The organism is Chloroflexota bacterium, from assembly GCA_016875875.1.
Classification (GTDB): Bacteria; Chloroflexota; Dehalococcoidia; order GIF9; family UBA5629; genus 9FT-COMBO-48-23.
Genome location: VGOP01000003.1, coordinates 185,984 through 210,250, shown reverse-complemented (window position 1 = coordinate 210,250; position 24,267 = coordinate 185,984). Strand labels below are relative to the sequence as shown.

Sequence of the window (24,267 nt, the reverse complement as noted above, 5' to 3'; positions counted from 1 at the left end):
GAGCGACCACTCAACAGGATGTTCAACCTCTAGGCTTTTTTCTTGCCCTTCGGGTGCCGCCTCAGAAAATCGAGTATTGCCTTTGTGGATTCGTCCGCGGCGTCACCGAAGAAACCATGACCTGCATTTTCCAGTATAACCAGCTCAGCATTTGGTATTCTGGAAGCTAGAACCCTCGAGTTCTCGACTGGAATCAGCCTGTCAGCATCGCCGGCTATAACCAAAGTTGGAGCCTCTATTTGGGGCAGCCGCTCATAGGTATCATGACCAATTATTGCCTGTGCCTGGCATGCATAGCCATGAGTCGGCGTGGGATATTTCGAGGTGATGGCTACATAAAATTCAACAGCCTCAGGATATTTATCGATGAATTCCTGAGTCCACAGCCAGGGCGCCGTCTGCCTGGCTCGCTCCTCCACGGGCAATTTTGCCATCTCCGGGCTGAAAAGAAATGCCAGCGCCTCCTCGGAGGGCAATATCGTTTTTTCTCCCCCACACTGGGTGCAACCCAGTATGAGACTTATCAACTTGTCAGGATGATTAAGTGCAAACTCCTGAGAGATCATGCCGCCCATAGAAACGCCGAAAACATGTGCCGAGTCAACACCGATGGCATCGAGCAATCCCTTGGCATCATCGGCCATCATCTTCATGGTGTAAGGTATGTCTGGCTTGTCGCTCCGCCCGGTACCCCGGTTGTCAAAAGAAATCACGCGATACTCCTTAGAAAGGGGAGGAATCAGGGTTTCCCAGTGTCCAGAGTACTGCCCATAGCCCTGTATTAGCAATATTGGTTCACCATCGCCCTGGCTCTCATAGTAGATATTTATATCGCCAACCTTTGCCGTAGGCATTTCACACCCTCCTTCTTTTAAATATCACATCGCCCATTTTACATCAACTGTGTCTACAAAAGCGATAGTTGCCAGAAGTTATTCTGGAATAGAAATTCTAAATACTAAAAGCCAAACCCTAAACAATATCAAAATTCCAATACTTAAATTCAAAACACTAAGGGCTCGCCCAAAAATGTCATTGCGAGGCGAAGCCGAAGCAATCTCAAGTATAATCGCCGCTATCAGTCGACATCAATGCGATCATTTTTGATTGGGATATTTGAATTTGTTTGGAGCTTAGAAATTGGGATTTAGGGTTTTCCCAGGCGCATGTAGCATTGCGGGGTATTTTCAGCTAATATGTATATCCGAGAACCTGTATCAGATGCCCCGCACTGGAGTTGGATAGGAGCTGTTAAATGGACGCTGTAATTTACGAAGACATCCCCCGCTATGACGTATATCTTAAAGCCATTATGGTGCTGCCTGTGTTCTTCATCATTGCCGGGGTATATTATCTATTCATCGCCGAAGTCGAGGCAGCGATTGGCATGTTTGCCACAACCATCCTTATGGCTGCCTTATACTGGGCAATACTTCCCAGGAAGTACCAGATACTCGATAGCAAGTTTAGAATAGTCCTCGGTGGCCCATTCTCTTTCAATATCCCCTTCGACAACCTGGAAACTGCCGCCAAGCCAGAGGGGGCGACCTTCGGCATCAACTTCGCCACCTGTTTCTCAAACGAGCGCACCGTGCAAATAATTCGAAAAAAAGGCTGGAATGTAAATATAACCCCCAGCGACCGCGACCTGTTCCTCGAAAACCTGAAAAAAGCATTGATTGACTGGAGGCGAAGCAACCCAAGTACCTAAAAGTAGACATTTAATTTTAACTTTTAATTTGTAATTTTGACCTTTGGCCTTTAACTTTTGACTTATCATGAAACCGATTGAATATCTGGGGAACAAAATTAAAATCATCGACCAGACAAAACTGCCTGGCAAGCTGGTCTTTGTCGAGCTCCACAGCTACACCGAGGTCGTCGCCGCCATCAAGTCGCTGAAGGTGCGCGGCGCGCCAGCAATCGGCGTGGCTGCCGCCTACGGCATCGCCCTCGGCGCACAAAATATAAAGGCACAGAATAAGGCAAGGTTCCTCAGTCAACTTGATAAAATCCTGCGCGCCTTCGCCTCAGCCAGACCCACGGCGGTCAATATATTCCGCGCCATCGACCGCATGAAACAGGCGGCTACAGTGGCTGATTTCGCCACCATAAAGCAGTCGCTCATCGATGAGGCAAAGGCAATTCACGCCGATGAACAAGCCGCCACCGAGCGTCTCAGCCGTATCGGCGCTGAGCTTATCAAGGATGGCTTTGTCATACTGACCCACTGCAACGCCGGTCCACTGGCTACTGCCGGCTACGGCACGGCTTTAGGCGTCATCAAAGCCGCCGCGAAGCAGGGCAAAAAAATCGAGGCCATCGCCACCGAGACGCGCCCGCTGCTCCAGGGCACCCGCCTCACCACCTGGGAGCTGATGCAGGACGACATACCGGTAACTCTAATTACCGATTCCATGGCTGGCTATTTCATAAACAGGGGCAAGGTGAACTGCGTGCTGCTCGGTGCCGACAGGATTGCCGCCAACGGTGACACCGCCAACAAAATCGGCTCCTACACCCTAGCCGTACTGGCTAAAGAAAACGGCATACCGTTCTATGTGGCAGCGCCCACCAGCACCATCGATTTGTCTTTGAAATCCGGCACCCAAATACCCATCGAAGAGCGCGATCCCGAAGAGGTAACTAGCATCGGCGGCATCCGCCTGGCGCCAAAGGGCGTCAAAGCCGCCAACCCCGCCTTCGACATCACCCCGCACAAATACATAACCGCCATCATCACCGAGAAAGGTATAATTACGAAACTATATACAGAGAGATTTAAGGAATTACTAAGGTAAGATTTATTTAAGAGCAATGGATCTACAACTACATCTTTGATTGAATTTACATAGAGGTTTATAATCGTAGAGTATGGGCTGGATTAGTATTATCTTTTCTGCATTTGCGTTAATTATATCCGCAGTGGTAGGGTATATTACCTGGAAAAATCGTGATGAATCCCGTAAAGCACGTGATTACTCTGTAATGGCAAGAATCATTGATACTGTGGATAATGATAAGGCCAGAGAAGACAGAAATTATATTTATACACTTGTAGATAAAGGACACTTGGATTTTAAAAATATACCCAAAATACTAGACCAGATAGGTAGAGAGCGAGTTCATTCTATAGAAAGAACCATTAATGCGCTTGACAACGTCGGCTTCTTCTTAAAAACAGGCTACAGTAGTTATTCAGAAGCACCTCAAGGTATATGGCAAATGGCTAACGCAATGTGGGAACGGTTAGAACCCTTTATTAACCACTTTAGGACCCAGCCAGGCAGACAAAAAGGATATGCCGAATATTTTGAACAAATGGCTAAAGAGGCTTTAAAACATTTAAAAACCACCACTAAATAAAAGTGCAGCGATTTTGTTCAATTTTGATCTATCCATAACTTTAATCGTTGTTTGTAATTATGAATGAAACTCAACATAGGATAATTGTCGCTATCGCGGTTCCCAAGTATAATCTTGCAGTTTGCATTATAGATTGGCAGCAAGTCTGCCCGACTACAAGGGACCAAAATGTAACCTGCGTTTATGCTAAGGAGATGCTTTGAAAGTAGTTAACCGGGTTTCGTAATCACGCCAACACCATTCGGCCAATCTCTTAGGATTTCTGTTTTTAATACATCAAATTGAGCATCCGAAAATTTTGGGTCGAACAAAACAACATATACTAGGTCAAAATAAAATGTGTAATTATGTATTTGACCACGTAATTTATGAAAATCAGAAGCTTTTGTAGACACCTTAATTTCAATTCCAATCTTATCTATTTTTATGTCGATTTTTGCTTGGGGCCCAACTAATACTTGCTCTTCCGCATTAGGAAATTTTCTGTTTAGGTATCTATAAAGTTCTTCTTGATAATCTGGCTCAGTTTTACAACTTTTCCGTTGTCGGAAGTATTTGATCTCATCCCAAATTTTAAATTCTTTTTCATTTTCCATACCTTGTGCTTCGAAAGTCCATTTTGGGATATAAGGTCGCTTGGATGGTCGTGGCGGGGGTCTTCCTCCTATAATTTTCCAAAGGACTATTGCGACTATGACCACAATAGCCAGCGGCAATACCTTAGTCTTTATTATATGCCATATTCGTTGGATTATTGAGCTTATTGTCTGCCCGATTTGTGCTACCGAATCTTGAATTTTTTTCACCGCCGCTTTCAACCACTCTGATATTGGAGGAGGAGGTGGCGGTGGTGGAGGACCACCAGAGATTGTTATTGTGGCTATAGTTTTATATGTTTTGTTTGCTTCCTTTGAACGAAAATTTAGCTCGGCATCTGAGCAAGAATAGTTGCCGTCTTGCATGGCACGGAGTCGATAGGTACCAGGAATACCTGGATTGTCCCAATGAACGCTTACCGTGCCAGTTGTCCACTGGGGGCACACCTTCGGTACCCCATCATATATGCATTTAACATCAACGACCGTATTTTGCGAATCGACTAGCCCTACCAAAATCTGTTGAATACACGCTGGGACGTCAGGCGGATTGTTTATCTTGAAGCTTACACTACCACTGATGGTTTCCCCGGACTGGTAATTGGTCTTAATGCCACTCATACCAGTAATATCCCAATCCGCGTAGCAGTTCTGCGCAGATGCATTGGCTGTTGGGAAAATACTTAGGCAGAATAGTAAAAGTGAAATCAGGACAACCGCAAATAACTTACTCACGAAGATATCTGACAACTTCCTAATCAACAGCGCCATGCTCCCCTTCATCTCGACATAAACCGCTGGTTAAAAATAATCAGAATAGCTTCTGATACAAATTTGGAGCGAGAGCTAAATCTGCATCAAAACATAGGGCAGATGAACCTGGTAAGCACCCACCATATCAGTGCGATAAGAACCAGGGCTATAAGTATGTTGAGTAATATTCTAATCATTAGATTGACCCCCTCTCGGCATTGCATTCAACTACTTGGACTGGATACCACCCCGATTATACACCCAGCCAAAGAGAAATAGAATACCTGCTTTTCCCCCTCACTCTAACTCTCTCCCTCCAGGGGAGAGAGGATTCTATAGATTTTCTCTCGCCTGGGGAGAGAGACTTAATATTTAATCTCCTCTCCCTCGACGGGAGAGGATTAAGGTGAGGGTGAGCATTAAATCCTAAACCCTAAGCACCAAATCCTAAACAAATTCAAATGACCCAAGTGTTCCCGGGGTCATTGCGAGCCGAAGGCGTGGCAATCTCATACCCGCCTACTCTCCGCCGAGATTGCTTCGTCGCTGGTGCTCCTCGCAATGACAGAAGGAAGGCAGGAATCCTTCGACGGGCTCAGGATGAACGGGGAGGAAGGGGTCAGAATAAGCGGGGGAACAGGGGAGAGAGAATAAATAAGGCGATGAGATTACCACGGCACTGCGTGCCTCGCAATGACAGAGGGAAGGCTCAGATCCTTCGACAGGCTCAGGATGAGCGGGGGGAAGAGCACGCTTGATTGTCAGCAACGAGATTTCCAAGTATAATCTTTGCATTTCCGCACAGCCCTAGTAGCTGGGCAAGTCTAAATACGGAGGGGTAAAATGCAACCTGCATTGATGCTGGTGTTCATCACGGTATGGCTATTTTTACTGTGGTTCGGCTCCATTGCGCTGGAAGCTACCGGCATGGAGCGGTCGAGAGCCCGCTTCCAGGCGTTGTCAGCGCTAACCACTAGCGGCTTTACCACCAGAGAGTCAGAAGATATAGTTGGCCATCCCAGGCGTCGACAGATAGCCAGCTATCTGATGTTTTTGGGCAGCGTCGGCATCGTACTGTTCTTAATTTTGATATTCATGTTTGTCATATTCGGTATGCAACCATCGAAACCGACCTCACCCTTTGTCCTCATCCTCGCAGCACTGCCAGCAGTTGCCCTGCTGGTGCTGTTCTGGATAGGCGTCCTGGATAAGCTGGCGACCCTAATAGTCAACCGGCTGAAGCGTTCGGCATATTTCAAGGCTGAACTAGCAAACGCGGAAATAATTCATCAGGCAGGCGACTACAGCATAGCCCGCCTGACCATAGCCGAGAAAGCGCCGGAGGTGGGCTGTAAAATAGGCAACACCAGCCTGGCAAAGCACAAAATCACCATACTGGCGATTGAAAGAGGCGACAAGGTATTACCTTCGCCCGGAGCTAAAGAGGTTGTGCAGGCTGGAGACCACCTGCTGTGCTACGGGGAAACGGAGAAGTTAAAGGTTAAAGGCTAAAAGTCAAAATGGCAGAAATTTTTCGATTACAGCGATATTATCCGATTACAACGATAATCTTCGAGATGCCATTTTGACTTTTGATATTTGATTTTTACATTTATAACGAGGAGGCTTGAATATGACTGAAGCTAAAGTTGGCATTATCGGCGGGAGTGGGCTGTACCAAATCGAAGGCATGACCGAGGCTAAGGAAACAAGGATAAAGACGCCGTTCGGCGACCCGAGCGACGCTATTACACTGGGCAAACTGGAAGGGGTGAATGTGGCTTTTCTGCCCAGGCACGGCAGGGGACATCCCATCAGCCCCACCGAGCTGCCGTCAAAAGCCAACATCTACGCCATGAAGTCGCTGGGCGTGGAATGGATACTCTCCGTAGCCACTGTCGGCAGCCTACAGGAGAAAATTAGGCCTCTGGACATAGTTATCCCTGACCAGATTATCGACCGCACCTTCCTCAGGCAGGATACCTTCTTCGGCAAGGGTATAGTGGGGCATGTCGCCTTTGCCGACCCCTTCTGCCCGGTACTCGGCGATATACTATACGATTCAGCGCGCAAGCTCGAGATTCGGGCTCATGACGGCGGCACCTGCATCGTCATGGAAGGACCACAGTTCTCCACCAGGGCTGAGTCAGAGCTGTACCGGTCGTGGGGAGCTGACGTCATCTTCATGACCGGTCTGCCAGAGGCTAAACTGGCGCGGGAGGCGGAAATCTGCTATGCCACCATGGCTGTGGTAACCGATTATGACTGCTGGAAAGAGACCTACGAGGTGGTGACCGTCGACATGGTCATTGACAATCTGAGGCGAGGCACCGAAACCGTCAAAAGGCTGCTGAGGCAAGCCATAACCCGTCTGCCTAAGGCAAGGAATTGTATTTGCGCCAGCGCCCTAAAAAATGCCATAATCACCTCCCCGAAGCTTATACCAGAGCAGGTTAAGAAAGACCTGGCACCAATTATCGGCAAGTATATAAAGTAGTCCGTCGCTTGCGGACAGGTCTAAAGACCTGTCCCTACACTAACACAACAATACAATATGTTGACCGCACCAGAGGTAATCGTGGTATTATGAATTCATGTTAAAATATAAGGTGGGAATTGTAAGCAAAGAGAAGCTATAATTGTGAAAAGGAAAGAGCTTATAAAGCATCTAACCTATCACGGTGCATTCCTCCTGAGAGAGGGACGAAGACATAGCATATATCAAAAGGGCAAATATAGGACTGAAATTCCGAGACATAGAGAGATAGTGGACGAACTGGCAAGGAAGATTTGTAGGGATTTGGATATTCCTATGCCCCGGTGAAGAAAGGAGTGATGTTTATTATGGAGTTTAGAGCGGCAATTAAGAAAAGCGGAGATTGGTGGATTGGCTGGCTTATAGATTTACCCGGCGTCAATGCTCAGGAACGAAGCAAAGAGAAGCTCATAGAATCTTTGAGAATTGGGGCTGAGGATATGCTGGCTACTCCCTTCGAACCAAAAGAGGAGGAGGAACTGGTACGCATTAAGGTGTAAACGACACCGAAGGCAACCTATGCTCAACCAGGTGCCCAACCACTAACGAGACTCCAAGCATATAAATCAAAGAACAGAGTCCCACAATTCCTGACAAAACACAAGGCACTGAAAAATGGTAGCTAAAATAGAATTCAACTGTCTGCCCACGGCTATAGGGAGTATGCCTCAGACTGACCCGAAGGAGGCATGTTCTCTGGTGGCTAAATATCTGCCTGACCTGCCTGCCTGGCCGCAACTGCCGAAACGCTCCCAACTGGAGAATATGTATGCCCAGTTCAGCGAAGGCTTCCCCGGGGTGGTACTGGAGGAGGCTAAAGTCTACGTGGAACGCACGGCGGATTTCGACAGTCAGCTTGAGCAGCTTTATAACGCCGCCTCGGAGGATAATTCTGACGACTACGGCATAAGCGCCGAATATGCTGCCGGGCTACATGCTTTTCTGGCTCTAAAGGAACAGCATCCCAGTATGGTCAAGGGGCAAATAACAGGTCCTATCACCTGGGGGCTCTGCGTCACCGACCGAGAACAACGAGGCATACTTTATGACGCCCTTCTGGCTGAAGCCCTATCAAAGTTTCTGCGACTGAAAGCCATGTGGCAGGAAAGTTTCTTAAGCCAGATTTCACCAAATACTATCATCTTTGTTGACGAGCCTTACCTGACCTCACTGGGCACAGCCTTCGTCGCCGTTCCTAATGAGCAGGTAACGACCTTGTTGGAAGAGGTTTTCAGCGGCATAACCGGACTTAAAGGAGTGCACTGCTGCGGCAGCACAGACTGGTCATTGCTTCTGAAAAGCTCAACTGACATACTGAGCTTCGATGCCTATAACTATGCCGACTCACTGAGCTGCTATCCTGCCGAAGTGAAAGCCTTTGTGGAGCGGGGCGGTAGCATCGCCTGGGGCATTATACCTAACGCCGAGGAGGCTTCAGCCAAAGAATCTGTAGCCAGCCTGTATGACCGGCTTGGTGAAGCCATGGCACCTTTTACTCGAGAGGGCATTCCCTTTAAGCAGCTAATCGCCCAAGGGTTACTCACCCCTTCCTGTACGCTGGCGTCCATGTCCACTGAAGCTGCCATACACTCATTGGAATTGCTGGCTGAGCTTTCAGTCAAGGTGAGGAGCAAGCACTCTGTTTAACAGAGAAATGTAGGGACAGGTTTTCAAACCTGTCCACAGCGGACAGACCTAAAGGTCTGTCCCTACGTTTAATGAGATCGCCACGTCGCTGAAGCTCCTCGCGATGACAGTGAGGGTGAAATTTGAAATCTCAAGCTACTTAAGCGATAATACACTGAAAAGTCTGAGATTTGTTAGATTGGGTGGTAAACGATGAATAAAAGTAGAAGAATGGCTATCCTAAAGCATCGCAAACGCCGCAAGAAGCTGGAAGAGAGAAGAAAGATGATGGCGCTGGCTGGCATTGACGTCGCGGCAGCCAAACCAGCAGTGGCAGTTGTTGAGGCACCGCCAGCACCGAAGAAGCCGGCCAGAAAGAAGATGGCAGAGGCAGTCGCCGCACCTGAAGCTGTAACCCCAAAACCGAAGGCGAAAGAAGAGGCATCCGTCGTAGCAAAAGCCCCGGCTAAAGCTGTAAGGGCAAAACCAAAAGCGGCTAAAGCAAAAGTAGCAGAGGAAGCACCGAAAAAACCAAGCAGGAAGAAGGTAGAAGCCGCCGCGGCTGAAGCTGTAACCGCCAAACCAAAGGCAGCAGAAGCAGCCAAAAAGCGTGCTTTAAAGAAGACTGAGGCCGTGGCCGAAGCCGTAACCGCCAAACCAAAGGCAAAGGCGGCTAAAGCGAAGGCAGAAGAACCGGCAGAAGAGCCGAAAAAGCCCGCCCGAAAGAAGAAGACCGAAGCCACATAGACTTAATGGCCAATGTCTACCTCTTAACCGGTAGCCCGGGTACAGGCAAAACTACCGTCATCAGACAGGCGGTAGCCATGTCTAAAGCCAAAGCCGGCGGCTTTTATACCGAAGAGATAAGAACCGGCGGAGCAAGGCAGGGCTTCAGGATTGTTACCTTAGATGGGCAGGACGCCATGCTGGCACATGTTGACTTCCCCGGCCATTATCAAGTGAGCAAGTACGGCGTCGACGTCCAGAATCTGGATAACGTTGGTGTTACCGCCATTAATCAGGCGATAGAGGAAAGCGATTTAATAGTTATCGACGAAATCGGCAAGATGGAGCTTTTCTCGCCCCGCTTTAGACAAGCCGTGCTCAAGGCGATAGATAGCGGCAAGAAAGTTCTGGGCACGGTTATGCTCAGCCCCCACCCTTTCGCCGATGACATAAAACGCCACGCCAGGGTAAAAGTTGTCCAGCTTACCCGAGCTAACCACGATCAGGTGTTGAAAGAAATACTTGATTGGGTGAAATAGACTGCACGTGAAGATAATCCTTAAGCCGATAGGCAGCATTGATAGTAACATACTACAAGAGCTCAAGGAAAAGCTGAATCAAACCTTTGGCTGCCCTGTAGAGATAATCCCAGAGGCTAGCAAGCTTGAGCAGGCCTACGACTCAAAGCGAGGGCAATACCTGGCTTCAAAACTACTTGCCAAGCTGAAGAAATCAGGCGTGGCCAAGGATGAAAAGGTCTTGGGCATAGTTGATGTTGACCTTTATGCCTCGGGGCTGAACTTCGTCTTCGGTCAGGCTGATATAGCCTCCGGAGTAGCTCTTATCTCTTTATGCCGTCTGAGACAGGAATTTTACGAGTTGCCTTCGGACGAACCTTTTTTTCTGGACAGAGCTACCAAGGAGGCGGTTCATGAACTAGGGCATACTTTTGGCTTAGAACACTGCAACAATACCAAGTGTGTTATGCACTTTTCCAATAGCCTGGCTGATACCGACTGGAAGCAAGCCACTTTTTGTAGTCAATGTCGGCCAAAGCTGATAAAATAATGTTTGTTTGAACCTCACCCCCTTGGTCCCCCTCTCCTTTTTAAGGAAAGGGGGAAGATAGTTTAGAAGAGGAGTTGATAAAGTAATGAATGGAGGTATAGACGTATGAGAAAAGTAGCTGTAGTTGGCGTTGGGATGACGAAATTCAGCGGCAAGCAAGATAAGACAACCGTTGAACTGTTTGCTGAAGCCGCCATCGACGCCATAAACGAGTCTAACTTGAAGCCAAAAGATATGCAGGCTTTGTTTATGGGCAACGCGTTGGGGGACTTCGCCGAGGGACAGGCACAACCGCAAGCTTTTGCCGCCGACTATATCGGCGCCTCGCATATACCGGCCAACAAATACGAAAACGCCTGCGCTTCATCCAGCGCTGCCTTCCGAGATGCCTTCATGTGGGTGGCTTCAGGATTCTATGACATAGTTCTGGCCGGTGGCGCTGAGACCGCTGCCAAGATGGGCACGCCTTTAGCCACCCGGACCTTCGCCATGGCCAGCGACAGCCGTTATGAATACCCAAGCGGAATCACCTTCCCCGGCGTCTTTGCACTGCTTGCCCACCTTTATGCAAAGAGGTACGGCATACCGCTGGAAAAGCTCAAGCAGCAGATGGCTCAAGTTACTGTCAACTCCCACTACTACGGCGCACGCAATCCCAAAGCCCAATTCCAAAAAGAGATAACTGTAGATGATGTGCTCAACAGCTTTATGGTATGCCAACCTCTCCAGCTCTACGACTGCTGCCCCTTCTCCGATGGTGGTTCAGCCATCATTCTAGCTTCAGAAGAAAAAGCTAAGAAGCTGACCAATAAGCCCGTTTATGTGGTCGGCGTCGGTCAGGCTTCAGCTGGAAACCTGCTCAGCCAGAAAGAGTACCTGCCGCGGCTCAGGTCTAGGGAACTGGCTGCCGAGCAATCCTATAAAATGGCCGGGCTTACACCCAAGGATATAGATGTAGTTGAGCTTCACGACTGCTTCAGCATAGCTACAATCGTTGCCCTAGACAGCCTCGGATTCTTCGAATTCGGTAAATCCGGTGAGGCTGTGGAGAAAGGTGAGACCAGGCTCGGAGGCAAGATACCGGTAAACCCGTCCGGCGGCCTAAAAGCCAAGGGGCACCCGATAGGCGCCACTGGCACTGCTCAGGTATATGAAATAGTGAAGCAGTTGAGAGGCGAATGCGGTGAACGCCAGGTCGAAGGAGCCAAGATAGGCATGACCGATACACTTGGTGGAGATGGTGGCACACTTTGCAACGTGATTCTGAAGAGGGGCTGGTAATACGACCGCAGTCTAATTCCGAAGGAGGCTAAAAGTGGAACATAAACTTAGTTTCAAACAATATAATGAGGCGCTTAAACAAAACAAACTGCTGGGATTGAAATGCAAACAGTGTGGCAACATAATTGTGCCACCGAAAATAGCCTGCGGAAATTGTTCCAGCACCGAACTAGACATCGTGGAATTGAGCGGCAAGGGCAAGATACAGACTTTTACCACTGTTTTCGTGGCACCAGAAGGACGTGAGGGAGAATGCCCGTATGTCATAGTTCTGGTGGAACTAGACGAAGGGCCGTGGATAATGGGTAACCTGACCGGCATTGACCCAAGCAAAGTGACCATGGAGATAATGGGCAAAAAAGTGCAGATGGGGCATGCGGTCTTCCCCGGGGACAAGTATTCTGCTGGTGACGAAGCCAAGCCGCTCTTCAGCCTAGGGACTTAAAGGCTATTGACATCGAAATACGTCACCGTTATACTCATTGTCAAAAGTATCAGGAGGTAGACATGAAGAAGGTGTTTTTATTCGGTTTGCTATTATTGCTGATCAGCGGCCTAGCACTGAGTTCTCTCGCCTGCTGGCCTACATCAACAACTACAGAGACTACCACCACAAGCGTGCCAACCATCGTGGCATTCTCCGCCACTTCAACCGATATAACGGAGGGAGAGTCAACAACGCTGCTCTGGAACGTTACCAACGCCACCAGTATCCAGATAGACCAGAACGTCGGCAGCGGATTGGCGGCGGCCGGAACCACTTCGGTTTCGCCAAGTTCCAGCACAACCTATACGTTGACTGCCAGCAATAGTGCCGGAAGCGTTACACAGTCCGTGACCGTCACTGTAACTTCATCAACTTCAACTACACCACCACCGGCGCTGCCACCCAATATAGTGGTCTTCGATATCAGCCCGAATACTATCCATCACCCACCCGGACCTGGACCCAACAAGGCGGTAATGCGCTGGGAAGTACAAAATGCTGCCAGCGTGACCATAAACGGCATATCAGAGTCTCACAGCGGGAACAGAATACTCACGCCGGCGCTGGGAACCCATACCTACACGCTCAGAGCCACAAATGCTCAAGGTACCGTAACCAGAGTCCAGGTTCTTCATGTAGTGCCATGAGGCAGTTTGGTTTAACAAGCTACGTATCTAAGGCCTGAGTAGCCAGCAAATAAATACGGGAGGTGATAATTCCCGTTTGATAGTTAAGGGTGGTCTACGAGTGATATTGTAGACCACCCTATGCATGCTAGAAACTTGCTTATGTTTAAAATAGAAAAGTGACAAAACAACCAGCTTTAGTTCAAGCATTACTTAAACCTGAAACCTATCCTCATAAACCGCAAAAGGTAGAGTTGGTGCAGACCCAGATGTCATTCCTGTTTCTCAGCGGCGACTACGTCTACAAAATAAAAAAACCGGTTGATTTGGGCTATCTGGACTACACCACACTGGAGAAGCGCCGCTTCTTCTGCCAGCAGGAAATAGAACTGAACAGACGCCTTTGCCCCGACGTCTATTTGGAAGTCGTGGCTATAGTCAGCAGTCGGGGGCAAATTCACCTCGGCGGCAAGGGAAAGATAATCGAATATGCAGTGAAAATGAAACAGCTACCTCAGGAGCGGATGATGGACAGGCTTTTGCCCCAGGATTTGGTGACCGAGGAGATGGTGCTAAGGGTAGCTGAAAAACTGGCGGCATTTCACGACAAAGCCAAAACAAGCCCGGAAATCAGCGCCTACGGTAAACTGGACGCCGTTAAGGTAAACACCGATGAAAACTTTGCCCAGACCGAGAAATATATCGGCGTTTCCATCACTGCCCAGCAATATCGCCAAATCAAGGTTTACACCGATAACTTCGCTGAATCGAATAAGTCCCTGTTTGATAACCGAGTCAAGGACGGCAGGATAAGAGATTGCCATGGCGACCTTCACGCTGCCCACGTCTGTCTCAGCAATGGAATCTATATCTACGACTGCATCGAGTTCAATGACAGGTTCAGATATGGTGATGTTGCTTCCGAAGTCGCCTTCCTGGCTATGGACCTGGACCGCTTTCAACGAGCCGACCTGTCCCAGGCTTTCGTCAATGCTTATGTCAGCTTTAGTCAGGATAAAGAACTGCTCCAGCTGCTAAACTTCTACAAGTGTTATCGCGCCTATGTTCGGGGCAAAGTAGCCAGTTTCATGCTGGATGACCCTCATGTCCCGGAGGAGGAAAAGACAAACGTTCTGGCTGCCGCTAAGAGGTATTTCGAGCTTGCCGAGTCATATATATGATATATTAGGAATGGAGTAAGCTAAATCGGATTAGGTGAACGTTGGGCTTGTCTATATAGTAGCGGATAAAAAGAGGCAATAGATTGAGACAGCCGTTTGTTGGATTTGTGGAAAACGAGTTGGGGACCAGGTTCTTGCTTATTGTTTGTGGCCTGCCCGGTACCTGGAAAACCGAGACGACTGAGGAAGTGTCCAAGATTAAGGGTTATCCGCTCCTTCGAACTGACCTGATTAGACTGGAGGTACTGAAAAACGAGGACATATTTGATGAGAAAGTCGCCTCTAACATGGATAAACGGACACTGGTCTATGATGAGATGTTCACCCGAGCCGAGGAGATTCTAAGTGAGGGCGATGGCGTGATTCTCGATGCCACTTTCGTCACGCAGTCATTAAGAAGACGTGCCGCTGCCATAGCCACCAAACACAACCTGACCTTTATCATCATGCAGACAGACTGTCCACAGGAAGTGTCCATCGCGCGGATACTAAAGCGCACCAAGGAAGATTATGAATCGAACGCGCTAACCGAAGAAGCCTACTTCAGCAATAAAAAGAAGTTCGAAGAAGTAAATCTGGACGACTTAAAGGGCTTGTATCCTAACCTTAATATTATCCACTTCATAGTTGATACCCGTAATGACCAGCCTGAGGACTGGTACATCACCAACGTGCAAAAGAAATAGATGAAAATAGACTTGCACATCCATGATTGGATGTTGTGCTCAAGTACTCTTTCATGCAGACAGATTTCAGATAAATTATAATAAGGAGTAGCCCATGAGTATAAAGAGCTACGATGTTAAAGACACCTCCCTGGCTTCAGCCGGCAAGCTGCGCATCGAATGGGCCGGTCGGGAGATGCCGGTAATCAAGCTAATTAGACAAAGATTTTCCAAAGAAAAGCCTTTGAAAGGTGTACGCATTTCTGCCTGTCTCCATATCACCACAGAGACAGCCAACCTGGCCTTGACTCTAAAAGATGGTGGCGCCGAGCTGGTTTTATGCGCCTCAAACCCACTGAGCACCCAAGATGATGCGGCGGCAGCGCTTGTTGAATACGGCCTGCCCACCTTCGCCATCAAGGGCGAAGATAACAAGACATATTATAAGCACATAAATTCTGCACTGGAGCATAAACCGCATCTCACCGTAGACGATGGTGCTGACCTGGTCAGCACCGCCCATCGGGAAAAGACTCAACTTCTACGAAGTATAATAGGCGGCACTGAGGAAACCACCACCGGCGTGATAAGATTGAGAAATATGGCCGATGAAGGCAAACTGAAGTATCCCATTGTCGCCGTGAACGATGCTAAAACCAAACACTTTTTTGACAACCGCTATGGCACGGGACAGAGCACCATCGACGGCATCACCCGAGCCACTAATGTTCTGTGGGCGGGGAAAAAGGTAGTGGTCTGCGGCTACGGCTGGTGCGGCAGGGGTATAGCCCGAAGAGCCCAAGGGATGGGCGCCTGGATAATCGTAACCGAAGTCAATCCTATCTCAGCCCTCGAAGCCGCCATGGATGGCTACCAGGTTATGCCTCTAATCGAGGCGGCTAAGATTGGGGACATCTTTATCACCACCACCGGAGATATCAATGTTATCGATAAGGCTCACTTCTCCCAGATGAAGGACGGGGCTATTCTGGCCAACAGCGGCCATTTCAATGTCGAGATAAACATATCGGCACTGGAGAAATTAGCCAAGTCGAAAAGGCAGATGCGCCCCTTTGTTGATGAGTATAATTTGGCTGACGGACGCCGGCTTTATCTCCTGGGTGAGGGCAGGCTGATAAATCTGGCGGCGGCCGAGGGACATCCCGCCAGCGTCATGGACATGAGCTTTGCCAACCAGGCACTATGCCTTGAATATCTGGTCAAGAATAAGGGGAAGCTTCAACCAAAGGTTTACCCCGTGCCCGAAGAAATAGATAATGAGATAGGTCGACTGAAACTCAAAGCCATGAACATAGCCATCGATTCTTTAACCAAGGAACAAAAGAAATACCTAGAAAGCTGGGAGGAGGGGACATAGCCTGGAAAAGGGCTTAATATGAAATACATTGGTTTAGACAATAAAGAAGGGATTGTAAACCGCTTTGCCGAGCATGTGTCTTCGGGTAAGGTGGAGACGTTCAAAATGTTCGGCCTGGACTTTGTCTTCGGCCGCAGAGAAGGGGCTTATGTCTGGGATGCCACCAGCGACAAAAGGCTGATTAACTGCCACTGCAATGGAGGCGTATTCAATCTGGGGCATCACAATCCCAAAATCATCGCTGCCCTAATGAATAGCCTTAAGGAGCTTGATATCGGCAACCACCATTTTGTCAGCGAGCAACGGGCAATACTAGCAGAAAGGTTGGCACAGTTAATCCCGGGCGACATCACCTACACTGTCTTCGGTGTCAGCGGGGGCGAAGCCATCGACCTAGCCATCAAACTGGCCAGGGGCTATACCGGCAAGCTCAAAATCATCTCAGCTTTGGGCGGCTATCACGGACATACCGGCCTGGCACTGGCTACCGGTGATGAGCAATACCGTCAGCCTTTCGGCCCCAACCCACCTGGTTTTGTCCAGGTGCCTTTTGGCGACATCGCTGCACTGAAGCAAGCTATGGATAAAAACACGGCAGCAATGATATTCGAGACCATACCCGCCACATCCGGAATGCCGATACCGCCAGCAGACTTCTTCCCACAGGTAAAGAGCCTCTGCAGTGAGAACGGCGCCTTATTGATTATTGACGAGGTCCAGACCGGGCTGGGACGCACCGGCAAGCTCTGGGGAATCGAACATTACGATGTAGTGCCGGATATCATGGTCATCGGCAAGGGTCTATCAGGCGGAATTTACCCCATGAGCACCACGTGTTTCAGAAAGGAATTTGAATCCTTCTTTCACGAACACCCGTTCATCCATGTGTCCACATTTGGAGGCGCCGAAGTAGGTTGCCCAGTGGCCTTGGCAGTGCTGGAGGAGTCATCTCGCCCTGAATTCCTTGAGCACGTGCATGAGTTGGCTGAGGTCTTTGCCCAAGGTTTCAAGGAACTTAAGACAAAGCATCCAACCATATTGGTTGGCCTGCGGCAACTGGGGCTGATGATGGGCATTGAGATGATAAATGAACAATGCGGGCCGATAATGACCAAGGTCTGCTATGACCACGGTATACTCTCCATCTACGCTAACAACGATAGGCGAGTCAGTCAGCTATTGCCGCCTTTGAATATAGACAAGGAGATTGCATACGAGATACTAGAGCGTCTGGACGGCGCTCTCAAGGATACCAAAGATTTTCTTAGCCTCTAATGGGGGAAACGGCGACATGAAGATAAACGCAGACTTACTGAAAGAATTCGAGAGGGGACTTGACCCAAGTCACCCAGAGAACAGCAAAATCCCAGCAAAGGTGCTGGGGTATGGGGAGATAAGCACCGTCTTTGCAATCGAAGGCGAGCCAAAACTGGCCTGCAAGCGCATGCCCATTTTTAGACACCAAGAAGAGCTAGACCAATACAAAACCATCTACGATGAGTACAACCGCATACTAAATGACCAGGTAGGCATAAATGTGCCACCATTCGGTTTTGTTTCTTTCGCCTGCGATGCTGGATACATAGTTTGCTTTGATGTTCAGGAAAAGCTGCCTTCAGAATCCTTCGGCGATAAACTCATCCATATCCTCAAAGACGATGACTTAATAACTTTCTTCCGCCTTGTCTTGAAACAGCTAAAAAAGGTCTGGGATTTTAACGAAAAAGGCACCGGCATCCAAATAGGTATTGACGGACAGATATCCAACTGGGCAATAAGGGGTCTCAACCCCAACAGTCCGCACATAGACTCAAAGACGCAACTCTACTACATCGACACCAGCACCCCATTTATCCGAAAGAACGGTAAAGAGCAGCTCGATCCAGAATTATTCCTGCGCAGCGCGCCCTCCTTTCTCCATTGGCTGATCCGCTGGCTCTTCCTAAAAGATGTCATGACTCGCTATTATAACTTCCACCTGGTTGTGGTAGACCTTATCGCCAATTTCTATAAGGAGCAGCGCCCTGAGCTAATTCCAAAGCTAGTTCAGGTCGCCAATGACTTCTTTGCCAAGGAGGCAAAAGGCTTAGAGATAAAACCTATTACTGCCGAGGAGGTACGCTCGTATTACAAAGAAGATGCTCTAATATGGACCATCTTTCTGGCGATGAGACGACTGGACCGCTTTATACACAGACGAATTTTACACAAGCCTTATATATACATACTGCCGGGCAAGATAAAGAGGTAGGTGCCCCTAACCAGGTGCCTTTAACAATGAATAAACATGAGGAGAAAAAATTGTCAAACAGCTTTAACACCACGGCTTCCTATTTTTTTGCCTCGGAGTCGGTCACTGAGGGGCATCCAGATAAGCTCTGCGACCAGGTCGCTGATGCTGTCCTCGATGCCATAATAAAGCAGGATCCCGTTGCCAGGGTTGCCTGCGAGGTTGCCGTAACCGTGGGCCTGGTGATTGTTCTGGGCGAAATTACCACCAAGTGCTATATAGAAATACCTGACATTGTGCGTCAGGTGGTCAAAGACGTGGGCTATATCAAGCCGGAGTACGGCTTCGATTATGAAAGCCTGGGCACACTGGTATCCATTAAGAAACAATCGGCCGATATCTCCGCAGGCGTAACCAAATCAAAGGAAGCCAGAGAGGAAAGGAAAATCGACGAGCTGGATAAGACCGGCGCCGGCGACCAGGGGATGATGTTCGGTTTCGCCTGTAACGAGACACCAGAACTGATGCCACTGCCCATATCACTGGCACACAAGCTGTGCCGCCAATTGGCTAAAGTCAGGAAGGACAAGACCATACCCTATCTCCGCCCCGATGGCAAATCACAGGTAACCGTGGAATACGACCACGGCAAACCTAAAAGGGTGGACGCTGTAGTCATCGGCGCTCATCATGACCCTGGCATCAGCCGCGACCAAATGGAGCAAGACATAAAAGAGAAGGTTATCAAGGCCGTCATCCCATCAAAGTTCCTGGATGATAAAACAGCTTATTACATAAATGGCGCTGGACAGTTCGTCATCGGTGGCCCGGTATCAGACACCGGCTTCACCGGCCGCAAGATATTAGTCGATACCTACGGTGGCTATGCCCGCCATGGCGGTGGAGCCTTCTCAGGCAAAGACCCTACCAAGGTCGACCGGTCCGCCAGCTACATGACACGGTATATTGCCAAGAACATCGTCGCTGCCGGGCTAGCTGACCGCATCGAAGTGCAGGTTTCCTATGTCATCGGCGTTGCCCACCCGTTATCCATCTCCTGCGAGACCTTTGGCACAGGCAAGGTGCCTGACAAAACCATCACTGACCTGATTAAGAAGCACTTTGACCTCCGCCCTGAAGCCATTATCAGGCACCTCGACCTTCGCCGCCCGATTTATAAGCAAACCGCCGCTTACGGGCATTTTGGCAGGGACGACCTCGACCTGCCCTGGGAAAAAACGGACAAAGCCAAAATATTGAAAGCCGAAGCAGGATTAAAAGGCTAAGAAGGAAACACATGAATAAGGCTATCAAATTCGGCACTGACGGCTGGCGAGCAGTTATCGCTGAAGACTTCACCTTCGCCAACGTCCGAGCCTGTGCCCAAGGGGTAGCCGACTACTTAAAACAGGCTAAGCTTGCTGAGCGCGGGCTGGTTATCGGCTATGACACCCGTTTTGCTTCAGAAGACTTCGCTGCCGCTGCTGCCGAAGTGCTTGCTGGCAACAAGATTAAGGTGCATCTTTGCTCCAAAGCAGCGCCGACACCGGTTATAAGCTATGCCGTCACCGCCACCAAGTCAATCGGCGGCATAATCATCACCGCCAGCCATAATCCCGGACGCTGGAACGGCTTCAAATACAAAGATGGGGCTGGAGCCAGTGCTCCGTCTGAGGTCGCCGTAGAAATAGAGAAGAATGCCAACGAAGTCCTATCCACAGGCGGGGCGAAGCGACTTCCCCTGGCTGACAGCCTGAAAAATGGGCTGATAACATACCTCGATCCGGACCCGGCGTACTTCAATCAGCTAAAACGACTTGTTGACCTGGAAGCTATTCGCCGCAGCCAATTAAAGGTCATTGTCGACTCTATGTATGGGGCTGGCATCGGCTATTTCAAGGAGCTTCTCAAAGGTGGTGAAATAGAAATCATCGAGATTAACGGTGATCGAAATCCATCATTCCCCGGAATCAACCCCGAGCCTATAGCCAAAAATCTAAACAAGCTTTCCAGCCTTATTAAGGAACATAAGGCAGAGGTAGGTCTGGCAAATGACGGCGATGCCGACAGAATCGGCGTCGTCGATGAAAAAGGAAACTTCCTCAACCAGCTTCAGGTCTTCTCCTTGCTTGTCCTTTACTTCCTCGAAATCCGTGGTGAGCGAGGTCCCATAATCAAGACCTTGAGCGACACCGTTATGATTGACCGGCTGGGAAATCAATTCGATGTACCCGTCTATGAAACGCCGGTAGGCTTCAAATATGTAGCGCCGCTGATGATAGAGAAGGATGCCCTTATCGGCGGTGAGGAGAGCGGCGGCTACGGCTTCCGCGGTCACGTCCCTGAGCGCGACGGCATACTTGCCGGCCTGTATTTCCTCGACTTAATGATAAATACAGGCAAGACCCCATCACAACTGCTGGGATATTTGTTTAGCAAGGTCGGGCCCCACTACTATGACCGCGTTGATGTCCATATCTCCAGCGATGAACGCCAAATGCTATCTGACAGGCTGGCTAAGGGCGATGTCGGCTCCATCGCTGGTATAAAGGTAGCCAAACTGGACACCACCGATGGTTATAAATACTGCCTTGCTGATGATTCCTGGCTGCTCATCCGCTTTTCCGGCACCGAGCCGCTCATCCGCATCTATGCCGAAGCTAACAGCACGAAACAGGTGCAGAAGTTGCTGGAAAGCGGTAAAAAGCTGTTAGGGCTTTAAGATATGGTCAATTTGGACGACGTTCAAGTATATAAACAGCTCGACCCAGCAAACATGCTGGAGCACCTCCACGGCTTGCCCCAGCAATGCCGTGCTGCTTGGCAGAAGGCTAAAGATTTTGAGCTACCCAAAGATTACGCCACCATTGATAAAGTGGTAATTCTGGGCATGGGCGGCTCGGCAATAGGCGGTGATTTAGTCCGCAGCCTGCTTTCAGCAAAAATCAAGCCCATCATCTTCGTCAATCGCGATTACGACCTGCCAGATTTTGTTGACGAAAGGACGCTGATTATCGCCTCGAGCTACTCAGGAAATACCGAGGAAACGCTGTCTGCTTTTTCTCAGGCTCTGAAAAGGAAGTGTAAAAAGCTGGCGATGACCACCGGCGGCAAGCTGAAGACTATAGCTGAAGATGCTAAAGTGCCGGTTTTCATTATAGACCATACCTCCCAACCCCGAGCAGCCCTGGGCTATAGCTTCATGCCCCTTATAGCTTTTCTGCAAAAGCTAAGCCTACTCGAAGACAAAACGGCTGAGATCGAGGCGATGATTCAAGACCTTGAGGGGCAATTGGAAGAGCTTAGGGAAACCGTCTCAACTAGCTCAAATCGAGCCAAGAAGCTATCTGCCACGCTGCACGGCAGAATAGCCGTGATTTACGGCGCCGGTATTCTCTCTGAGGTCGCCCACCGCTGGAAGACACAAATTAACGAGAACAGCAAGGCCTGGGCTTTCTACGAGACTTTCCCTGAACTCAACCACAACGCTGTAGTCGGCTACCAGTTCCCCCCGGAACTGGCCTCAAAGATGTATGTACTCCTGCTCCGCTGTCCTTCTATCCATCCACGAATCTTGATTCGCTACCAGGTGACTAGCGAGCTCCTGAAACAGAACGACATCAGCCACGAGATTATTAATAGCCAGGGCGAAGGTGAACTGAATCAGATGATGAGCCTGATTTACCTCGGCGATTGGGTTAGCTATTACCTGGCCATCCTCTACGAAACAGACCCCACGCCGGTAAAGGTAATTTACCATCTGAAAAAGCGGCTAAGTGAAGCGAAGTAGGCTGTTCCCTTTTCAATCCCCCTGCCGCCTGTTTATCTGATCAGTGACGTCCTGATGTTTTTTGTCATTTCGAGAAGTGCCAGCAATGTGGCGATCTCGGGCGCAGAGGTAAAGTGGAAAATGACGTTTTTTCATAAACACGGAGGTGAACCTAATGAGAAGTCTAGTGATTGATTTTAAAGCAGCACTTCTGATTCTGGCAGCTTTCCTTTTGATGGGAACGAATATCAGTTGTGGTACCCCAAGTCAAGAAAAGGCGGTCACGACCCCCGAAGTTCTCAGTAAACACTGCGAGGAAGCTATCGGCGAGCCACGAGTTGAGCAGATTTCCGAGCATGTCTGGGTCGCCCTGGGTTACGATCAGGCCAATACCGCCTTGATACACACTGAAGACGGCAATGTAATAGTGGATGTTTCAATGAGCCCGGTAGCAGCCAAGGCGGTTAAGCAAGCGCTACTAGAAAAAGCTCCCGCTGGCCCGATTAAGGCGATCATCTACACGCACAGCCATATTGACCACGTAGGCGGTGCCTCGGTGTGGGCAGAAGAGAACACGCAAATATGGGCGACGGATGCCTTCATCGAGCACTTCTTCAAGCAATATGGATTGTTCATAAAGGCAGAAACCACACGCGGCGTGCGCCAATTCGGATTCAATGTACCACAGGAAGAGTTGCCCTGCTGTGCCATCGGCGCACGCACTTATTACCAAGCCTCATTTGAAAGCGGGGTTCTAATGCCTACACATACTTTCCCCAAATCTAAGACCCTTGAAATCGGCGCCCTGCAAATTGAAATGCGCAAGGGATACGGAGAAACTCACGACCAGCTTTTCGTCTGGATACCTGAAGATAAGACCTTAATCCCTGCCGATAATTTCTACTGGGCGTTCCCCAATCTCTACACTATCCGTGGAACCAGCCCCAGACCTGTTGATGAGTGGATTAAGAGCCTGGATGAAATGCGGCGGTTGGAACCAGAACACCTAGTACCCATGCACACAAAACCGATTCACGGCAAGCAGGAAATCGCCGAAGCTTTGACGAACTACCGTGACGCCATCCAATGGGTTCGGGACGAGGTGGTTAGAATGGCAAATAGAGGAGAGGACATTGACACTATAGCCGAAAACATAAAGCTTCCTACCCACCTGGCTGAGAAACCTTACTTGCGCGAACTATACGGACAGGTTGACTGGTCCGCCCGTGGTATCTACACCAATTCGCTGGGATGGTTCGACGGCAGGCCGGATGAGCTTTACCCACTTCCTCATAACGAGGTGGCCAAGCGAGAGGTGATGCTTATGGGCGGGCCAGAAAAGGTGCTGGAGCTGGCCAACCAGGCTCTGCAATCAAATGATACACGCTGGGCTATACATTTGTTAGCAAAACTTCAAGACAGCGGCCTGGCAGGTGGTGAACTTGGCAAACTGCTGCGTGAAAGGCGGGTAGAAAGTTATAATCAATTAGCAGAAACAGTTGCTAACACTAACGGCCGGGCTTACCTGCTGGAATCGGCACTGGAACTCAGTCAAGACATTCCTGAACCCCAAAGTCCAAGAATCAGTGAGAAGATGGTCTCAAGCATTCCACTGGAAACAATATTTTCACACATGGCAGTCCGCCTGAATCCCGAAAAATCCAGCAACGTTCAAGAATCCGTGCACTTTGTCTTCCCCGATGAAAACAAGCAATTCGTAGTTACGGTGCGAAACGGAATTGCCGAAATAGTCGAAGGTGAACCGCTGCCGGGCACGCCTGAGCCGGTAGCTATAATCTCCGCCGATTCTCAAGCCTATCGCATGGTGGCCATGGACATATTAAACCCAGTATCAGCATATACATCGGGTAAGATAAAGATAGAAGGCAGCTGGCCGGGATTCTTGAAGTTTATGGGTCGTTTTCAAACCGCAGGGTTTAACAAATGAAGCCGTGATATTTCTGCTCGGTATTCCGTAA

The 24,267-nt window shown here is 49.2% G+C and carries 26 protein-coding genes; 24 read left to right on the top strand and 2 right to left on the bottom strand.

The genetic code is table 11. The annotated features are described in order from the left end of the window. Positions 1-29: 29 nt before the first annotated feature. Positions 30-854, bottom strand: coding sequence for an alpha/beta hydrolase (locus FJ023_03855; protein MBM4446472.1), 825 nt, complete (start codon positions 852-854; stop codon positions 30-32). Positions 855-1,255: 401 nt separating this feature from the next. On the opposite strand from FJ023_03855, the gene FJ023_03850 reads away from it, so the two are divergent. The 3 genes from FJ023_03850 (at position 1,256) to FJ023_03840 (ending at position 3,366) form a co-directional block, all read left to right on the top strand. Then, positions 1,256-1,711 carry a hypothetical protein gene (locus FJ023_03850; protein MBM4446471.1) on the top strand — a complete coding sequence of 152 codons (456 nt, stop codon included), beginning with the start codon at positions 1,256-1,258 and terminating at the stop codon, positions 1,709-1,711. 67 nt (positions 1,712-1,778) lie between these two features. After that, the gene (gene mtnA, locus FJ023_03845; GenBank protein ID MBM4446470.1) at positions 1,779-2,801 is read left to right on the top strand and encodes an S-methyl-5-thioribose-1-phosphate isomerase; all 1,023 of its coding nucleotides are present in this window, start codon (positions 1,779-1,781) and stop codon (positions 2,799-2,801) included. A gap of 73 nt (positions 2,802-2,874) precedes the next feature. Further along, entirely contained in the window at positions 2,875-3,366 is a 492-nt protein-coding gene (locus tag FJ023_03840; protein ID MBM4446469.1) for a hypothetical protein, read from the top strand. 209 nt (positions 3,367-3,575) lie between these two features. On the opposite strand, the gene FJ023_03835 is transcribed toward FJ023_03840, so the two are convergent. Beyond that, positions 3,576-4,733, bottom strand: a complete 1,158-nt coding sequence (locus FJ023_03835; protein MBM4446468.1) for a hypothetical protein — start codon at positions 4,731-4,733, stop codon at positions 3,576-3,578. A gap of 443 nt (positions 4,734-5,176) precedes the next feature. Between FJ023_03835 and FJ023_03830 the strand changes: the two genes are divergently transcribed. The 21 genes from FJ023_03830 (at position 5,177) to FJ023_03730 (ending at position 24,236) form a co-directional block, all read left to right on the top strand. Further along, complete coding sequence (locus tag FJ023_03830) at positions 5,177-5,473, top strand: hypothetical protein (protein ID MBM4446467.1); 297 nt, start codon at positions 5,177-5,179, stop codon at positions 5,471-5,473. 85 nt (positions 5,474-5,558) lie between these two features. Next, a complete protein-coding gene (locus FJ023_03825; GenBank protein MBM4446466.1) occupies positions 5,559-6,227 on the top strand; it encodes a hypothetical protein in 669 nt (222 codons plus the stop codon). A gap of 121 nt (positions 6,228-6,348) precedes the next feature. Continuing rightward, positions 6,349-7,212 carry an S-methyl-5'-thioadenosine phosphorylase gene (gene mtnP, locus FJ023_03820; protein ID MBM4446465.1) on the top strand — a complete coding sequence of 288 codons (864 nt, stop codon included), beginning with the start codon at positions 6,349-6,351 and terminating at the stop codon, positions 7,210-7,212. A 144-nt stretch (positions 7,213-7,356) separates the two neighbouring features. After that, on the top strand, positions 7,357-7,539 hold the full coding sequence (locus FJ023_03815; protein MBM4446464.1) for an addiction module toxin, HicA family: 183 nt from the start codon (positions 7,357-7,359) through the stop codon (positions 7,537-7,539). A 20-nt stretch (positions 7,540-7,559) separates the two neighbouring features. Beyond that, on the top strand, positions 7,560-7,751 hold the full coding sequence (locus tag FJ023_03810) for a type II toxin-antitoxin system HicB family antitoxin (GenBank protein MBM4446463.1): 192 nt from the start codon (positions 7,560-7,562) through the stop codon (positions 7,749-7,751). A gap of 115 nt (positions 7,752-7,866) precedes the next feature. Further along, entirely contained in the window at positions 7,867-8,898 is a 1,032-nt protein-coding gene (locus FJ023_03805; protein ID MBM4446462.1) for a methionine synthase, read from the top strand. A 192-nt stretch (positions 8,899-9,090) separates the two neighbouring features. Next, complete coding sequence (locus FJ023_03800; GenBank protein ID MBM4446461.1) at positions 9,091-9,624, top strand: hypothetical protein; 534 nt, start codon at positions 9,091-9,093, stop codon at positions 9,622-9,624. A gap of 5 nt (positions 9,625-9,629) precedes the next feature. Further along, on the top strand, positions 9,630-10,142 hold the full coding sequence (locus FJ023_03795; GenBank protein MBM4446460.1) for an NTPase: 513 nt from the start codon (positions 9,630-9,632) through the stop codon (positions 10,140-10,142). A 1-nt stretch (position 10,143) separates the two neighbouring features. Beyond that, entirely contained in the window at positions 10,144-10,671 is a 528-nt protein-coding gene (locus FJ023_03790) for an archaemetzincin family Zn-dependent metalloprotease (protein ID MBM4446459.1), read from the top strand. Positions 10,672-10,776: 105 nt separating this feature from the next. Further along, a complete protein-coding gene (locus FJ023_03785) occupies positions 10,777-11,952 on the top strand; it encodes a thiolase domain-containing protein (GenBank protein MBM4446458.1) in 1,176 nt (391 codons plus the stop codon). A gap of 34 nt (positions 11,953-11,986) precedes the next feature. Beyond that, a complete protein-coding gene (locus FJ023_03780) occupies positions 11,987-12,397 on the top strand; it encodes a Zn-ribbon domain-containing OB-fold protein (protein MBM4446457.1) in 411 nt (136 codons plus the stop codon). Positions 12,398-12,459: 62 nt separating this feature from the next. Next, positions 12,460-13,086 (top strand): hypothetical protein, encoded by a 627-nt coding sequence (locus tag FJ023_03775; GenBank protein MBM4446456.1) that lies wholly within the window; start codon positions 12,460-12,462, stop codon positions 13,084-13,086. A gap of 158 nt (positions 13,087-13,244) precedes the next feature. Then, complete coding sequence (locus FJ023_03770; protein ID MBM4446455.1) at positions 13,245-14,246, top strand: hypothetical protein; 1,002 nt, start codon at positions 13,245-13,247, stop codon at positions 14,244-14,246. A 65-nt stretch (positions 14,247-14,311) separates the two neighbouring features. After that, positions 14,312-14,932, top strand: coding sequence for an ATP-binding protein (locus FJ023_03765; protein ID MBM4446454.1), 621 nt, complete (start codon positions 14,312-14,314; stop codon positions 14,930-14,932). Positions 14,933-15,032: 100 nt separating this feature from the next. Beyond that, a complete protein-coding gene (locus tag FJ023_03760) occupies positions 15,033-16,289 on the top strand; it encodes an adenosylhomocysteinase (protein ID MBM4446453.1) in 1,257 nt (418 codons plus the stop codon). Between the two features lie 18 nt (positions 16,290-16,307). Continuing rightward, positions 16,308-17,564, top strand: coding sequence for an aspartate aminotransferase family protein (locus FJ023_03755; protein ID MBM4446452.1), 1,257 nt, complete (start codon positions 16,308-16,310; stop codon positions 17,562-17,564). A 16-nt stretch (positions 17,565-17,580) separates the two neighbouring features. Further along, a complete protein-coding gene (locus FJ023_03750) occupies positions 17,581-18,540 on the top strand; it encodes a hypothetical protein (GenBank protein ID MBM4446451.1) in 960 nt (319 codons plus the stop codon). 26 nt (positions 18,541-18,566) lie between these two features. Then, positions 18,567-19,805 (top strand): methionine adenosyltransferase, encoded by a 1,239-nt coding sequence (locus tag FJ023_03745; GenBank protein ID MBM4446450.1) that lies wholly within the window; start codon positions 18,567-18,569, stop codon positions 19,803-19,805. 11 nt (positions 19,806-19,816) lie between these two features. After that, positions 19,817-21,241, top strand: coding sequence for a phosphoglucomutase/phosphomannomutase family protein (locus FJ023_03740; GenBank protein ID MBM4446449.1), 1,425 nt, complete (start codon positions 19,817-19,819; stop codon positions 21,239-21,241). Between the two features lie 3 nt (positions 21,242-21,244). Further along, a complete protein-coding gene (locus FJ023_03735; protein ID MBM4446448.1) occupies positions 21,245-22,309 on the top strand; it encodes a bifunctional phosphoglucose/phosphomannose isomerase in 1,065 nt (354 codons plus the stop codon). A 154-nt stretch (positions 22,310-22,463) separates the two neighbouring features. Continuing rightward, complete coding sequence (locus FJ023_03730; GenBank protein MBM4446447.1) at positions 22,464-24,236, top strand: MBL fold metallo-hydrolase; 1,773 nt, start codon at positions 22,464-22,466, stop codon at positions 24,234-24,236. Positions 24,237-24,267 lie beyond the last annotated feature (31 nt).

Excerpts from the sequence above, each read along its gene's own strand:
- FJ023_03855 (MBM4446472.1), bottom strand. The coding sequence starts at position 854 with ATGCCTACGGCAAAGGTTGGCGATATAAATATCTACTATGAGAGCCAG.
- FJ023_03730 (MBM4446447.1), top strand. The coding sequence starts at position 22,464 with ATGAGAAGTCTAGTGATTGATTTTAAAGCAGCACTTCTGATTCTGGCA.
- FJ023_03810 (MBM4446463.1), top strand. The coding sequence starts at position 7,560 with ATGGAGTTTAGAGCGGCAATTAAGAAAAGCGGAGATTGGTGGATTGGC.
- FJ023_03830 (MBM4446467.1), top strand. The coding sequence starts at position 5,177 with ATGACCCAAGTGTTCCCGGGGTCATTGCGAGCCGAAGGCGTGGCAATC.
- FJ023_03850 (MBM4446471.1), top strand. The coding sequence starts at position 1,256 with ATGGACGCTGTAATTTACGAAGACATCCCCCGCTATGACGTATATCTT.
- FJ023_03750 (MBM4446451.1), top strand. The coding sequence starts at position 17,581 with ATGAAGATAAACGCAGACTTACTGAAAGAATTCGAGAGGGGACTTGAC.
- FJ023_03805 (MBM4446462.1), top strand. The coding sequence starts at position 7,867 with ATGGTAGCTAAAATAGAATTCAACTGTCTGCCCACGGCTATAGGGAGT.
- FJ023_03740 (MBM4446449.1), top strand. The coding sequence starts at position 19,817 with ATGAATAAGGCTATCAAATTCGGCACTGACGGCTGGCGAGCAGTTATC.
- FJ023_03785 (MBM4446458.1), top strand. The coding sequence starts at position 10,777 with ATGAGAAAAGTAGCTGTAGTTGGCGTTGGGATGACGAAATTCAGCGGC.
- FJ023_03735 (MBM4446448.1), top strand. The coding sequence starts at position 21,245 with ATGGTCAATTTGGACGACGTTCAAGTATATAAACAGCTCGACCCAGCA.
- FJ023_03800 (MBM4446461.1), top strand. The coding sequence starts at position 9,091 with ATGAATAAAAGTAGAAGAATGGCTATCCTAAAGCATCGCAAACGCCGC.
- FJ023_03745 (MBM4446450.1), top strand. The coding sequence starts at position 18,567 with ATGAATAAACATGAGGAGAAAAAATTGTCAAACAGCTTTAACACCACG.
- FJ023_03795 (MBM4446460.1), top strand. The coding sequence starts at position 9,630 with ATGGCCAATGTCTACCTCTTAACCGGTAGCCCGGGTACAGGCAAAACT.
- FJ023_03775 (MBM4446456.1), top strand. The coding sequence starts at position 12,460 with ATGAAGAAGGTGTTTTTATTCGGTTTGCTATTATTGCTGATCAGCGGC.
- mtnA (MBM4446470.1), top strand. The coding sequence starts at position 1,779 with ATGAAACCGATTGAATATCTGGGGAACAAAATTAAAATCATCGACCAG.
- FJ023_03840 (MBM4446469.1), top strand. The coding sequence starts at position 2,875 with ATGGGCTGGATTAGTATTATCTTTTCTGCATTTGCGTTAATTATATCC.
- FJ023_03755 (MBM4446452.1), top strand. The coding sequence starts at position 16,308 with ATGAAATACATTGGTTTAGACAATAAAGAAGGGATTGTAAACCGCTTT.
- FJ023_03825 (MBM4446466.1), top strand. The coding sequence starts at position 5,559 with ATGCAACCTGCATTGATGCTGGTGTTCATCACGGTATGGCTATTTTTA.
- mtnP (MBM4446465.1), top strand. The coding sequence starts at position 6,349 with ATGACTGAAGCTAAAGTTGGCATTATCGGCGGGAGTGGGCTGTACCAA.
- FJ023_03835 (MBM4446468.1), bottom strand. The coding sequence starts at position 4,733 with ATGGCGCTGTTGATTAGGAAGTTGTCAGATATCTTCGTGAGTAAGTTA.